The following is a 13,568-nucleotide window of genomic DNA, read 5'->3' on the forward strand; positions in this document are numbered from 1 at the left end:
CAGGCCGATGGTTACTGCTCCTCGAGGATGAACTCGATCGCGTCCGGATTCAGATCGTAATCCGTGAGCCAATCGGGCTTTTTGGTCAGGCGGAGCGTGATCTTTCCCTCCTCACGGTGGGCCTCAAACTCGCGGAAGGGGATGAGGATGTCCAGACGGTCCTCGCATAGCTCCTTGAAGTGCGAGAGGGGTACGTTGCAGACGGCCTCGGCGGTGTTGGGGAACATGCGCAGGGCATAGCCCGCGGGAACACTGTCGCAACGGATATGAAGCGTAAGGCGCTTCTCCGTAAACTCCTCCACGGGGATGGTCACCTTGACCGACTGTGGTTCGAAGCGTACGCCAGCGATCTCGGCCAGGCGTGCCGTCAGCGTCTTGGTGCGGCTCAAGCCTGTCAGGCGGATGGGGACGGTACGTACAGCCCGAAGGCTATCCAGCTTCGCGCGGTCGGCATAGACGCGCACTTTGGCTGGCGTGATCGTAACCCGATCTGAGAGCTGGAAACCGACTTCGGTCTCGACCGTGAGGTCGGCCTCGACAGCGATCTCCCGGTTGCCAAGCTCGGTGTAAGTGACGCGGATGGTGCTCGGCTCGAAGCTGAGCAGGCGGGTGGACGAGGCCAGATGCTTCAGAATGCCCGCCTCAAGGATGCGCCGCGTAACGGTCAGCTCTTCGCTGCTCGCTTCGCGGGGCAACGTACGGACGTCTATCTCAAGCGGCGAGAAGGAGCCCGTCCAGAGGTAGTTGAGCAGCACCGTCCCTTTGTCCCTCACCTTAGCCACAACCTCCGTCGGACTGTCAGCAGCGGGCACCATGTTGGCCGGGATGTTCTTGTATCTCACCGGCAGAGCGATGTTGATCTCATAATCATCCTGCAAGGCTTGCAGAAACCAGAGGCAGAGCGAAGCCAGGACGAAGCACATAAAGACAAGCACATCGCGCCATCCTATGCGCCGGAAGAAGGCTTTGACCCGCGAGGCTTTGGTCGGTAGCGGAGAGGCGTTCCCGTGTTCTGACATAAGGGAAGGAGGAAGGGGGCGGGGGTAGACTATTTCTGCTGTTGTGGCACGTCTTCGGAGTTGGCGAAGATGGCGTTCTTGTCTATGCGAATACGGACACCGTCGGCCACTTCGATAAGCATCGTTTGCTCACCGAGCTCCTTGATCTTGCCGTGTATGCCGCCCGAGGTGACGACCTTATCGCCCACCTTCATGGCCTCGCGAGCCTTGCGGATGGCTTTCTGTCGCTGCTGCTGGGGGCGCAACATCATAAAGTAGAAGATAGCCACGAGGGCGACCATGAAAAGGATGTTCATGTAACCGGCACCGCCGCTTGCGGGTGCTCCGGACGTCTGGAGAAATACGCTGAGTAGGTTCATTGGGATAGGGAGTTTGATAAAGTAGTTACGGCCTTGTGGCCGGATAGTTATGTGCGCCTTGTGGGGCGGTAGTTATCGCGTAGTCAGGGCGAGGCGGGGGGACACGCTATTCGTCGTCATCGTCGTCGTCAGTGTCCTTACGCGCACCCTTGGCCAGGGGCACCTTGACGAGCTTGTTCTCCTCCTTCAGATCCTGAACGACGGCGTCGAGGATGCCATTGATGAAGGTGCTGCTCTTGGGCGTGCTGTAATACTTGGCCGCGTCGATGTATTCGTTGAGGGTCACATTGACGGGGATGGTGGGGAAGTTGATCAACTCAGCCACGGCCATCTGCATGATGAGGCGGTCCATACTGGCCACACGATCCGACTCCCAATTCTTGAGATGGCGGTCGATGCGGGCGAGATATTCCTGACCGCGCAGCATGGTGAGGTGAAGCAGACGGATGGCATAGTCGCGGTCCTCGGCGTCCTTGAACATCGGCAGCAGGGGTCGGTCGGGGCCATCGGCGGCGGTGGAGTATTTGATGGTTTTGATGACGAACGTCTCGATGATCTCGATGTCGTCGTTCCAGTAGATACTGATGTCCTCCAGGGCGTCCTCGAGCGACTCGTTGCCGCAGATGAGGCGGCGGAAGACGGCACGCCAGAAGTCACGATCCACCTCGTAAGAGTCCGTCTTGGCCCCCAGATACTGGGCGTAGATCTCGGAGCCGAGGATGAGGTCGAGGACACTCTTGACGAAGTCCGTCTCATTGGCCCACGAGATGCCATGCTCCTTGACGTAAGCCTGCAGCGCCAGGTTGGCCTCGATCTGACGGGCGAAGCGATTGTCGACCAGACGCGTGTTGGGGCGCAGATCTTCCTCGGCGGGGCGATAGCGATTGCGACGCATATCGAGCCGTCGCTCTTGGAGGTGCGTGACCTCAACGATGAGGAGTAGGAAGTAGTAGTATAAGTCGTACGACCGGCGCAGACTCAGCAGCAGTTCGTTTTCTGCCAGCTTCAGGTCGTTGCTCCCGTTCTGCTGATAAGCGAACAAGATCTGGAGCACTTTGATGCGGATTAGGACCCTGTTAATCATTGTATGTAAGATCTATCGAGTGCGATACTTATTTGTTCTCTTTTTTTCCGAGCGGCAAAGGTAACATGCCGTATGGATTAGAAAAGCTGAGGCAAACCGCGCCGACAAAGCCAGGAGCAGGCTGGGCGTTACGGAGATTTTCCATGAGAATGCCTCTACGGATCGGTGTATATAGCCGTTGCACAACGGTAAACGCGTGCTCTTCGGTGTGATTCCTCTATCGGCAAAGTATTTGGCCCTACCCCCGAAATGAATGGCCCGATCCCATGTATCATCGGCAGGATCCACCATTTTTAGGAATTATCGAGTCACTTTTTATTCGTGTAAATATTTCTCGCCTATTAAAAAGCCACTTTCTATTCGTGAGAATCTTTCTCGGCTATTAAAAGGTCACTTTTTATTCGTGAGAGTTTTTCTCAGCTATTAAAAAGTCACTTTTTCATTTCTGACAAACTTATCTCAGTGATAATAAGCGGGCATTTATATCCTAATAATTTTTCGCACATACAAATTGTCACTTCCTATTTGGTGAAATATTTTTCCTGCACAAAAAAGTGACCCGATAATTACTTTTCATAGTTGATTATCATAAAAAAGTGACCTGATAATTTCTAATCAGGGTATCCTAGTAACTTCGATTTTTACGTGGGGCTTTATATGGCTGAGGCCGCGAGATAATGCCCCATATCGGGGGCTCGCACAACGCGCTACACTGTTTGCAGTTAACTTTTTCCCCCGACGACAATCCGCAGGTCTTTTCCTCTTTGCTTTCTGAGGGAAACAAAAAAGGGCGCTGCCGAAATCTCTTTCGACAGCGCCCTTTCGGACTGCTTTGTAAAGTGTACGGCCAGCTTCCCCGACCTCGGCCGAGGCCCTATTTCTGGAAGAAGGCCTTGACGCGATCGGCGATATGGGTCACTTCTTCGTCTTTCATCTCGGCATGGATGGGCAGCGAGAGAACGTCGTGGGCGAGGCGGACGGATTCGGCCATGCTGCCGCAGGTCCGGGCGACCCACTTGTAGGCTTCTTGCTCGTGGATGGCTTTGGGGTAGTAGACCATCGAGGGGATGCCCTGCGAACGCAAGGCTTCGCGGAGGGCGTCGCGGCGGCCGTCGGAGACGCGGAAGGTGTACTGGTGAAAGACGTGCGTGGAGAACTTCGACCGGGCGGGGAGGCGCAGCCAAGGCAACGCGCGGAGACCCTCGTCGTAACGGTCGGCCACGGCGCGGCGGCGGCTGATGTCGTCGTCCATGTGGCGCAGATTGACGCGCAGGATGGCGGCTTGCAGGGCGTCGAGGCGGGAGTTGCGACCGATGGCGCGGTGGTCGTACTTGGCCGCCTGACCGTGGTTGGCCAGACAGCGGATACGCTCAGCCAGCTGGCTGTCGGCGGTGAAGACAGCGCCCCCGTCGCCATAGCAGGCCAGCGGCTTGGTGGGGAAGAAGGACGTCGTGCCGATGTGGGCGATAGTGCCTGCCTTGCGCGTGCGGCCGTCGGACGAGATATAGTCGGCACCGAGCGACTGGGCGTTGTCCTCGATGACTCCGAGCTTATACTTCTTGGCCACGCGCAGGATCGGGTCCATGTCGCACGTCTGGCCAAAGAGGTGAACGACGACGATGGCCTTCGTCTGCCGTGACACGGCCTGCTCGACGAGTGCCGGGTCGATGTTGTACGTGTCCGGACGCACATCGATGAGCACGGGCGTGGCGCCCAGCAGGGCCACCATCTCAGCAGCGGCGATGTAAGTAAAGGCGGGCATGATGACCTCGTCGCCCGGCTGCACGCCGAGGGCACGGAGAGCCAGCTCGAGGGCGTCGGTGCCATTGGCGCAGGGGATGATGTGCGGGGCGTTGAGATACTGCCCCAATTCGCGGGTGAAAGTATCCACCTCCGGGCCACCGATGAAGCTGCCCGCAGCCATGACGTCGGTCGTGGCCTTATCGATTTCAGACTTCAGGCGGGCGTAACGCCGCTTGAGGTCTACCATTTGAATCGTTTCCATAAGAAGAAGCTGTTTGGAGTTATTGATTGGTCGTCACGAGGCAGTTCTTCACTTGACTGCGCTACCGGGTTCGACCTCTTTTTCGGGTGAAATGACCGCGAGGCGTCCGTCGGCGCCCTCGGCCGAAAGGATCATGCCCTCGGACGTGATGCCTTTGATGCGCCGCGGCTCTAAGTTGGCCACAAAGCAGACCTGTCGCCCGACAAGCTCCTCGGGAGCGTAATGCTTGGCGATGCCGGAGACGATGGTGCGCCCACCCAGCCCGTCGTCGATCTTAAACTGTAGCAGCTTGTCGGCCTTGGGCACCTTGGTGCACTCCGTGACGCGGCCGACGCGGATGTCGAGGCGCGTAAAGTCGTCAAAGGCGACGGCCTCGCGGATGGGTGCAGCGCGATGTTCGGCCACCTCGTTGGCATGCTTCGCGTCGAGCAGCTTCTGCACCTGTCGCTCGATCACCTCGTCGTCAATCTTCTCGAAGAGCAGCTCCGCCTTGCCGAGCTTGTGGCCGGCGGTGAGCAGATGGAAGTCGCCCAGGCGATCCCAAGCAAAAGGCGCATCGATGGCCAGCATGTGGCGGAGCTTCTCGGTCGTAAAGGGCAGGAAGGGATCGAAGGCGATGGAGAGGTTGGCCGTGATCTGCAGGGCGACGTGGAGGATCGTCTGCACCCGCGCGGGATCAGTGGCGAAGCGCTTCCACGGCTCAGTGTCCGCGAGGTACTTGTTGCCGATGCGAGCCAAGTTCATGGCCTCACGCTGGGCATCGCGGAAATGGAACGTGTCGAGCAGACGCACTAACTCAGCCTTTACGGACTCGAACTCATGGAGCGTAGCACGATCGTAGTCATCCATCTCGCCACATTCGGGCACGACACCGTCGAAGTATTTACCCGTCAGCACGAGTGCACGGTTGACGAAGTTGCCGAAGATGGCCACCAATTCATTGTTGTTGCGGGCTTGGAAGTCTTTCCACGTAAAGTCGTTGTCCTTCGTCTCGGGGGCGTTGGCGGTAAGCACATAGCGGAGCACATCTTGCTTGCCAGGCAGATCGTCGAGATACTCGTTGAGCCATACGGCACGGTTCTGCGACGTAGAGATCTTGTCGCCCTCGAGGTTCAGGAACTCGTTAGCCGGCACATTGTCCGGCAAGATGAACGACCCTTCGGCGCGGAGCATGGTCGGGAAGACGATGCAGTGGAAGACGATGTTGTCCTTACCGATGAAGTGCACCATACGCGTCTCTGGATCCTTCCACCATGTCTCCCAGCTGCCGTAGCGCTCAGGCTGCGCGTCACACAGTTCCTTCGTGTTACTGATGTAGCCGATCGGCGCATCAAACCAGACGTAGAGCACCTTGCCCTCGGCACCCTCAACAGGCACAGGGATGCCCCAATCCAGATCACGACTGACGGCGCGCGGTTGCAAGCCCATATCGAGCCAGCTCTTGCACTGTCCGTAGACGTTTGGCTTCCACTCCTTGTGCTCCTCGAGGATCCACTGACGGAGGAAAGGCTCGTACTGGTCGAGCGGCAGGTACCAGTGCTTCGTGCGACGCATCACGGGTGCACTTCCGCTGATGGCTGAGCGTGGATTAATCAGCTCCGTGGGGCTGAGCGACGTGCCGCAACGCTCGCACTGGTCGCCGTAAGCGTGTTCGTTGGCGCAATGGGGACAAGTGCCGGTGATATAGCGGTCGGCGAGGAACTGTCCAGCCTCCTCGTCGTAGTACTGATCACTCTCCTTCTCTAAGAAGACCCCCTTGTCGTAGAGCGTACGGAAGAAGTCGGAGGCCATGCGATGGTGCACCTCAGAGGAGGTGCGGGAGTAGATGTCGAAAGAGACGCCGAAGCGCTCGAAGGTGTCCTTGATAAGTGCGTGGTAGCGGTCTACGATGTCTTGCGGGGTGACGCCCTCCTTCTTGGCGCGGAGGGTGATGGGCACGCCGTGCTCATCCGACCCACCGACGAAGAGGACGTCGCGTCCGCAGAGTCGCAGATAGCGCGCGTAGATGTCGGCAGGCAGGTAGACACCGGCAAAGTGTCCGATATGCACCGGCCCGTTAGCGTAGGGCAGTGCGGAGGTGATGAGGGTGCGTTTGAAATCTTGTTTTGTTTCTTCCATAGGGGTGATCGATGTTGTACTGTTTATCTGTGTTCGTTTTCTCTCTGGGGTGGATGATCTTCATTCATTGACATAGCCCATCTCGAATCCGGCCTCGGTGCCTTGGCCAGGGCGACTGCGGAGGATGAGCTTGCTGTGGTTACGGACGAGGAGCTCGCGACAGATGTTCAGGCCAAGCCCGCTACCCTTCTCGCCGCGTGTGCCACGTGTCGTGACGAGGTTGTCCGTGTGGAGGATAGATTGGATCTGCGCGTCGGTCATGCCTTGGCCGCTGTCGCAGACGAAGGCGGAGACGGTCGAGCCGCTGCGCCTAACGACGAGGCGTATCTCGCTGCCGGATTCGGAGAACTTGAGCGCATTGTTCACCAGGTTACGCAGGACGGTGTGGACCATTTGGCGATCGGCCCGGACGGTGCACGGCTCGTCGGAGAAGTCGGTCCGGAGCGTAATCTCCTTGTTTTCGGCCGACATGATGTAGAGGCCCATCGCGTCACGCATGACGTCGCGGAGGTCAAAGCGAGAGGGCTCGTAAGTGATGCGATCGGTCTGCGTGTGGGCCCAGTTGAGCAGGTTATGCAGCAGATCAACCTGCGCTTCAGAGGCGCGATAGAAGAGACCAAGGTAGCGCGAGAGGGTCTCCGAATCGTAATCCTCAAGGTTAGCCAGGATCTCCTCCATAGCCATCTTCTGCGCCACAGCGGGCGACTTGAGGTCGTGCGAGATGACAGAGAAGAGCTTGTCTTTCGTCGCATTGATGGCGCGCAGCTCACGGTTGCGCCGACGAACGAGTCGGCGGTAGCGGTTGACGAAGTAGAGCACCACAAGGCAGGCCACGATGCCGACGACCAGGAGCCACAGTTGCAGGTAGCGCTGTTTCAGCTCCTCGTTTTGGATAGCGATGCGATGCTCCTTTTCGGCCGTCTCATACTCCACCTGGAAGGCCTTCATCTGCGTCTCGGCGTCCATCCGATAGAGTGAATCGCCCAGTGCCTTATTGCGCTCCAGATATTCCAACGCGAGAGCCGGGTTCGAGGTGCGATAAAGCGCATAGAGCTGCTCGCAAGCCTTCATCTCCATTTCCGTAAAGTTCATCTCGCGAGCCATCTCGTCTGCCTGACGGTAATAGGCTGCCGCCTCAGCGATGAGTCCTTGTTTTTGCTTGACCTGCCCCAGGTAGCCGAGGCAATAGATCATGCCCACGGGGTGCTGGAGGCGCCGAACACCGTCGAGCGCCTGAGAGAAATACTGCTCGGCCTGCGTCCAGTCGCCGGCAGCCATAGCGGCCAGACCCATAGACGACTGGGCGGTGGCGATGCCCATCGTGTCGCCGAGCTGTTCGCTGATAGCGAGCGCCTCGCGGAGGATTTGCATGGCCTCCTTCGGGCGGTTCATCTCGCCGTAGGCGCCGCCAAGGTTACGGAGCAGTTCGGCACGCATGGGCAGAGACTCCGACGCCGGTATTCGGCGGAGTGTCTCGAGCCCCTTGCGGTACATGACGATGGAAAAGGAGTCGTCGCGCATGTGGTGATAGAGCGCGCCCATGTTATTGTAGGCCGCGGCCAAACGTTCCGGACTGCCTTGCTTCTCGGCCACCTCGAGGCAGGTGCGGATGCTCTGCCGGGCGCCGTCAAAGTCGCCCGTGCGGACGTAGGCCTCCGTCTGCATGGTCAAAAGGGCAAACCAGCCGGCAGTGTCCTTCAAGGCGCATGTGGGCGGGATGGCCAGCTGCGCGCTGCGGATGCACTTACGGAAGAGCGCTTGGTCGTAATAGTACTGTGCGAGGCCACTATAGAGAACCCATCGAAGGCTGTCCTCCGTCGTGTTGCGGGTGAAATGATACGTGTTCGACAGCGCCTTTTCGCGGGTCAAGACGGCTGCCAGGCGATTGGCAGCCTCGGCGCGTTTGGCTCCGGGGCGGGCCGCCTCAAACTCACCGGTGAGGAGCTCCACATCCGCGTCGCTCTGCGCCACGGCCAAGAGTGGTGTCAGGGTTAGGAATAGGCCGATACCGGCACGGTGTAAGATCTTCTTCATCTCTCTGTCTGTATATCTGAATGTCGCGCAAAAGTAACGGCCGCCGGGGCAATTTTCAATTGTTAATGGTCAATGACCCAGATGGAGACCTATCGCCGGGGACGAGTATGGCCATATATAATACGTATAGGGGGACGTAATACTTACGCCCCCTCTCTCGTACCCGGAAAACTGCGCAACTACGCACGCTTACGTACTCTCTTCCGGAAAATCTGACGTGTTTTTCAAAAAGTCGATTGTAACAAAGTGTAAATTGTATGCAGTTTCAGAAGATCCATAGGATTCGATAGACGTCTGATAAACAGCGGATAGCACACTTGAAAAATGAACATTCCGGTCGTTGACACGGAGAAAATGAAATACGTAATATTACGTATTGACACGCCTCTTTTACCGCCGGAACTTTGCACTCGCAATCGGACAAGATTTCGATCGCAGATAAACAAGATGAATAAGTACACGGTAGATCAGAAATTTCCATTTATCAACTCGTAAGCGGTGCGGACAGCCTCCTCACTTCCTACACATCCCCCCAAACGATATGAAAACAAAATTCCGCATTTCAATCCTCCTCATCACCCTCTTGGGGCTGATGAGCGCCACAAGCGACAGCTGGGCACAAAAATCACACGCACACGAGGTGACGTTCACGCCCGAGAAGCTCATTGTCCCGGCCGAAGGCGGCACCTTCAAGATTCAGATGAAGGCCTTAGGTTATTTCTGGAATTGCTCCGCCCCACCCTCTTGGGTGACGTATCTGGAGCCGCGAAGCAATGATAAGGACTATCTGGGCGAGCACGACATCACCATCACCTTCATGCCCAATATCGGCCCTACACGTAGTCACACGCTCTACTTCAAGACCGAATACGCGTATGCCGGCGGCCCCGGCGACGTAGACACCTCCAAGTACGTCATCACGCAGCTCTCCGGGGAATTCGTCGCACCCACCGTGGCCAACAAGGCGCTCACCCTATCGGCCACCGAAGACGCGATCACCGTCACCTGGCACGCCGCGAAGGACAACAAGACCCAGGCAAACTACCTGACGTATCGTGTCTACGTGGCCGACAAACCCTCGCTGCTGACCGACCTTTCCTTTGACAGCGATCTCCCCGCGGCGCACGACCAAAATGGGTCGAATCCCTCCCAAGCGGGCACTTTCACAACCACCATAGAGAAGTACACCGACGGCCAGCAGCTCATCGAGACGCTCGAACCGGGCACGACGTATTACGTCATCGTGGCCGTGTACGACGAGGATGAGAACGTCACCGAGTACACCATGGGGCAGGTGAAGACCGCCACCCCCGCCACCCCCTTCGTCAAGCTCTCCGAGCAGAAGATCGTTATGGACGCCAGCGGCGGCAAGCATACGCTCACCGTGACCAGCAACTACGGCTGGAACAGCGACGTCTCCCCCAACGAGGCGCTCAAACGAAACGGAGGCTGGTTCACCAATACCGGCGTATCAGCCATCGGTGGCAACGGCATAGCGTCGGATGATGACTACTCCTTCACTGTCGAGCCGAACATAAGCTCGGACGATCGCAAGCTCACCGTCACCTTATCGTCCACCAGAGACCCCTCCATCACCACCACACTCACCATCACGCAGAAGGGCACTAAGCCCACCGAGGTCAAGGTCAGCTCGCTGCTGATGAACCTGCCCCGCGTAACGGTCAATGGCGATCGCAGCCGCTTCAACCTCAACGCCACCGTCTATCCCGCCGACGCTACCGACAAGCGCCTGCAATGGTCGAGCAGCGACGAGAGCGTGGCTACGGTGCACGCCTCTTCAGCCTCCGCCTCACGCCTCAAGTCGGGCGTCACGATAGGGACTGCCGTAGAGGTACGCATCCATAAGAAGGGTAAGGCCGTGATCACCGCCCAGGCCCTGGACGGCAGTGGCAAGTCGGCCTCGTGCGAGGTGGACGTCCTCTCCACCATCAGCAACGCCACCGTAGCCACCCCCGCACGTATCTATGCCGCTAACGGCACACTCCGCATCAGTCTGCCGACAGCCTCCCGCGTAGAGATCTACACCCTGCTCGGCCAATGCTTCCACAGCTTCACCGCTCCCGCCGGCGAGACCTCCCTCACGCTCCCCGCCGGACTCTATATCGTCCGCGCTGGTGAATCCGTACGGAAGATCAGCATCAATTAAGCAGCTGTTGGGACTTTGTTTCGGAGACAGCTCCACAGAACAATCATCCAATAAATTCAAAACAGCTTCTCTAAACAGTTTCTGAGACAGCGATGAACCACGACAGCCACAGAACCAGCAACAAGCCTCCCCCACCTCCCTACAATCGGGAGCAAGCGAAGGCTTCACTGAAGCGGTTGATCGACGTGTATACGCATTACCTGAATGCCTGTCACCCCCTCGACAACCCCAACAGTCACACGCCCCCGAACAAGCGCAACGGCGAACGATAGCCCGCTGTCGCCACGATGAGTGCCCCCGCCCACCTGCCATCCGTGCAGAGAGGCTGACGCGAACAACAAGGCCAGACCGGCCTCCAGTAAACAGAACAAGGGAATGCTTCCCACCCAACAAACATGTATCACACAACAAAAACCCCTACAGAAATGAGACGATTTATTTCAATGATGATGATGGCCATCGTGGCCGTCACATGCGTAACCTGCCTCGCGAGTTGCAAAGACGATCCCGTTCCGGAACCCATTCCGCAGCCGCAACCCCAGCCACAGCCGCAACCGAACCCCAATCCGCAGCCGACGCCCAACCCGAATCCGAACCCCAACCCGGGCGGCGAGGCGAAGTCGATCAAGCTGGACCGGACGGAGCTTACGCTCAAGGTCGGCGAGCGGGCCTCGATCAAGGCCGAGGTAGAGCCTGCCAACGCTGCGGTCAAGCTCGTGAGCTGGAAGAGCAGCGACGAAAGTGTAGCCACGGTGACGGACGGTGGCGAGGTGGTGGGCAAGAGCGCCGGTAAGGCGACGCTCACGGCCAGCTGCGGCAGTGCAAGAGCAACCTGTCAGGTGACGGTCAAGAAGGAGCAGCAAGCGCTCGCACCGATCCAGGTGCAGATGACCGGCTCGATCAACCACACGCAGTACACCGCTGGCCAGTCGGCCACGATCACCTTCAACCGCTTCCCCGCTTCGGTCGAGGAGTTCAAGCAGGTGCGTGAGCAGATCGGACGTGAACCGCAAGGCGCCATCGCCCTGCAAGTCATGGCCCATGAGATGTTCCGCCGCGACCGAGAGATAGGCCGCGCGTGTATCGAGCTGAACAGCACCGGGACGGAAGGGCGAAAAGCTATGGAGCGGCTCAAGGAACTTTACCGCGCCGGCGACTCCTACGCCCGTCCGTACCTGATGGCAGCCTTCCTGAAGGGTGCCCGTCCCGACAACGGCTACAATCCCACGAAGCCTTACACGATAGAGATCACGGCAGACCCGGGGCACAAGTACGACAGCACGAAGGACTACACGTTCCAGGCCCCGATCGTGTACTTACGCATCAAGACCCAAGGCCGTTCGCAGGGCTTCGAGATCATCTCCGTGGTCAAGACCTTTAAGCCGGACGAACCGAGCAACGGCACGTATTTCATTGTAAACAACTGCCCGGGCCTGTACGTGCAGGTGGCGCCGATCTCGTACGAGCATAAGTTCTTGGGCCTCGATTGAGTCTGCCCCCAGAGAGAGAGACAACAGTTCTTCTTCATCCTTCCCCCTCCCCTGACGCCCCTCGATCCTTTTGTCGGGGTGAAAGGTGGGGAGGGGGATTCCCTCAAACCCCACAAACCCTATACACACCGAACCATTATGAGAACGAATATGATTTGGACCACCTTAGTGGCACTGCTTATTATAGCCCTCACCGCCTCCGGTTGTAAGAAGGACACCCCGGAGCCCAAGCCGGAAGGCGCGTTCCGCCAAGTGACCCTCAAGGGCTTCTCCTACATCTGCCCCACGATCCTCAAGCCCGTCCAGCTGGCGGACAGAGAGCAGAAAGCTCAGCTCTTCACGCTCTACGGCGACGACGTCACCAACTCCATCGCCTGCTCCGTGAAGGAGTTGGAAGGCGACGACGACTTCACCCTCGAGGACGCCGAAGAGGCCCTTGCGGAGCTCCTCAGAGAGTTCCCTGACGCCACGGGCCAAGCCTACCCGGACGGCGTCCTGCTGCGTAAGTCCGGCGTCAACCCCCAGCTCGGCAAAGAGAATATCTATATGACCATGCGACTTATGGTCAGCGGAAACAAGCTCTTCACGCTGGTCTTCAACTACACCGAGAGCAACAAGGTTATCCTCAGCAAGTATGTCGACCCGGTCATCAACTCCATCCAAGCCCCCAAGTAACTCCCCCCTAACACACGATTCAAAATGAAAGCAACCCGATTTCCCCTCCTCATCCTCATCGCCCTCTGCGCGATGACGCTGGCCGCCACCACGACGCTGACGGCCCAAACCAAGACGTTCCGCGGCGCATGGTTCACCGTGGAATACCCGGCGAACTTTACCGCCGAAGGCTCCCTGCCCTCGGCCACCTCGGGCGAAGACGAAGCGTTTGACAGCGCCACCTTCACCTCGCCCGACGGCTCCGTCACCTTCTACGTCTATTCGCCCCAGTGGTCAGGCGACCCGACCGACATCGAACTTTCGGAGAACGAACGCGAGGGCCAGCGCAAAGTGACCCGCGGCAAGCGCCAGACCGTCACCTACTGGACCATCGGCGCCAAGGACGGCAGCTACACCCGCAGCTATCAGGAGGTGCGCGAAGACGAAACGATGCACGTCCTCGGCATCCACTACACCACGCAGCAGGCGTACAACAAGTACAAGAAGCAGTACCTCCAATTCAAGGCCTCCCTCAAACAATTCACTGACTAAAATCTCAACGCTCACTCACGCTCAACTCAACTCTCGGGGCGGGCGTCCGCCCGACGCCCGTGAAACCGTCCGGTGTACACGCCCGC

The 13,568-nt window shown here is 58.3% G+C and carries 11 protein-coding genes; 5 read left to right on the forward strand and 6 right to left on the reverse strand.

Features of this window, described 5'->3' with window-relative positions; translation table 11 throughout:
- Positions 1-11: 11 nt before the first annotated feature.
- The 6 genes from C7123_RS05550 to C7123_RS05575 all read right to left on the reverse strand — a co-directional run bounded on the left by C7123_RS05550 (position 12) and on the right by C7123_RS05575 (position 8,619).
- Positions 12-1,019 (reverse strand): CdaR family protein, encoded by a 1,008-nt coding sequence (locus tag C7123_RS05550; RefSeq protein WP_069176072.1) that lies wholly within the window; start codon positions 1,017-1,019, stop codon positions 12-14.
- Between the two features lie 29 nt (positions 1,020-1,048).
- Positions 1,049-1,378, reverse strand: coding sequence for a preprotein translocase subunit YajC (gene yajC, locus C7123_RS05555; RefSeq protein WP_037982110.1), 330 nt, complete (start codon positions 1,376-1,378; stop codon positions 1,049-1,051).
- A gap of 106 nt (positions 1,379-1,484) precedes the next feature.
- A complete protein-coding gene (gene nusB / locus C7123_RS05560; protein WP_069176073.1) occupies positions 1,485-2,462 on the reverse strand; it encodes a transcription antitermination factor NusB in 978 nt (325 codons plus the stop codon).
- A gap of 874 nt (positions 2,463-3,336) precedes the next feature.
- On the reverse strand, positions 3,337-4,467 hold the full coding sequence (locus C7123_RS05565; RefSeq protein WP_237269287.1) for a DegT/DnrJ/EryC1/StrS family aminotransferase: 1,131 nt from the start codon (positions 4,465-4,467) through the stop codon (positions 3,337-3,339).
- A 48-nt stretch (positions 4,468-4,515) separates the two neighbouring features.
- Entirely contained in the window at positions 4,516-6,585 is a 2,070-nt protein-coding gene (metG, locus tag C7123_RS05570) for a methionine--tRNA ligase (RefSeq protein WP_069176075.1), read from the reverse strand.
- A gap of 60 nt (positions 6,586-6,645) precedes the next feature.
- The gene (locus tag C7123_RS05575; RefSeq protein ID WP_069176076.1) at positions 6,646-8,619 is read right to left on the reverse strand and encodes a tetratricopeptide repeat protein; all 1,974 of its coding nucleotides are present in this window, start codon (positions 8,617-8,619) and stop codon (positions 6,646-6,648) included.
- Positions 8,620-9,160: 541 nt separating this feature from the next.
- On the opposite strand from C7123_RS05575, the gene C7123_RS13315 reads away from it, so the two are divergent.
- From C7123_RS13315 to C7123_RS05595, 5 genes are all read left to right on the forward strand, one after another.
- Positions 9,161-10,786 (forward strand): BACON domain-containing protein, encoded by a 1,626-nt coding sequence (locus C7123_RS13315; RefSeq protein WP_069176077.1) that lies wholly within the window; start codon positions 9,161-9,163, stop codon positions 10,784-10,786.
- A 92-nt stretch (positions 10,787-10,878) separates the two neighbouring features.
- The gene (locus C7123_RS12885) at positions 10,879-11,058 is read left to right on the forward strand and encodes a hypothetical protein (RefSeq protein WP_159049848.1); all 180 of its coding nucleotides are present in this window, start codon (positions 10,879-10,881) and stop codon (positions 11,056-11,058) included.
- A gap of 153 nt (positions 11,059-11,211) precedes the next feature.
- Positions 11,212-12,276: an Ig-like domain-containing protein gene (locus C7123_RS05585; RefSeq protein ID WP_159049849.1), complete on the forward strand. Its 1,065-nt coding sequence runs from the start codon at positions 11,212-11,214 to the stop codon at positions 12,274-12,276.
- Between the two features lie 138 nt (positions 12,277-12,414).
- Positions 12,415-12,951, forward strand: a complete 537-nt coding sequence (locus C7123_RS05590; protein ID WP_159049850.1) for a hypothetical protein — start codon at positions 12,415-12,417, stop codon at positions 12,949-12,951.
- 24 nt (positions 12,952-12,975) lie between these two features.
- Positions 12,976-13,482, forward strand: a complete 507-nt coding sequence (locus C7123_RS05595) for a hypothetical protein (protein WP_069176080.1) — start codon at positions 12,976-12,978, stop codon at positions 13,480-13,482.
- Positions 13,483-13,568: the final 86 nt, after the last annotated feature.

It is taken from the genome of Tannerella serpentiformis (assembly GCF_003033925.1).
Taxonomy (GTDB): Bacteria; Bacteroidota; Bacteroidia; order Bacteroidales; family Tannerellaceae; genus Tannerella; species Tannerella serpentiformis.

Excerpts from the sequence above, each read along its gene's own strand:
- C7123_RS12885 (WP_159049848.1), top strand. The coding sequence starts at position 10,879 with ATGAACCACGACAGCCACAGAACCAGCAACAAGCCTCCCCCACCTCCC.
- C7123_RS05565 (WP_237269287.1), bottom strand. The coding sequence starts at position 4,467 with ATGGAAACGATTCAAATGGTAGACCTCAAGCGGCGTTACGCCCGCCTG.
- C7123_RS05550 (WP_069176072.1), bottom strand. The coding sequence starts at position 1,019 with ATGTCAGAACACGGGAACGCCTCTCCGCTACCGACCAAAGCCTCGCGG.
- C7123_RS05585 (WP_159049849.1), top strand. The coding sequence starts at position 11,212 with ATGAGACGATTTATTTCAATGATGATGATGGCCATCGTGGCCGTCACA.
- C7123_RS13315 (WP_069176077.1), top strand. The coding sequence starts at position 9,161 with ATGAAAACAAAATTCCGCATTTCAATCCTCCTCATCACCCTCTTGGGG.
- nusB (WP_069176073.1), bottom strand. The coding sequence starts at position 2,462 with ATGATTAACAGGGTCCTAATCCGCATCAAAGTGCTCCAGATCTTGTTC.
- C7123_RS05595 (WP_069176080.1), top strand. The coding sequence starts at position 12,976 with ATGAAAGCAACCCGATTTCCCCTCCTCATCCTCATCGCCCTCTGCGCG.
- metG (WP_069176075.1), bottom strand. The coding sequence starts at position 6,585 with ATGGAAGAAACAAAACAAGATTTCAAACGCACCCTCATCACCTCCGCA.
- C7123_RS05575 (WP_069176076.1), bottom strand. The coding sequence starts at position 8,619 with ATGAAGAAGATCTTACACCGTGCCGGTATCGGCCTATTCCTAACCCTG.
- C7123_RS05590 (WP_159049850.1), top strand. The coding sequence starts at position 12,415 with ATGAGAACGAATATGATTTGGACCACCTTAGTGGCACTGCTTATTATA.
- yajC (WP_037982110.1), bottom strand. The coding sequence starts at position 1,378 with ATGAACCTACTCAGCGTATTTCTCCAGACGTCCGGAGCACCCGCAAGC.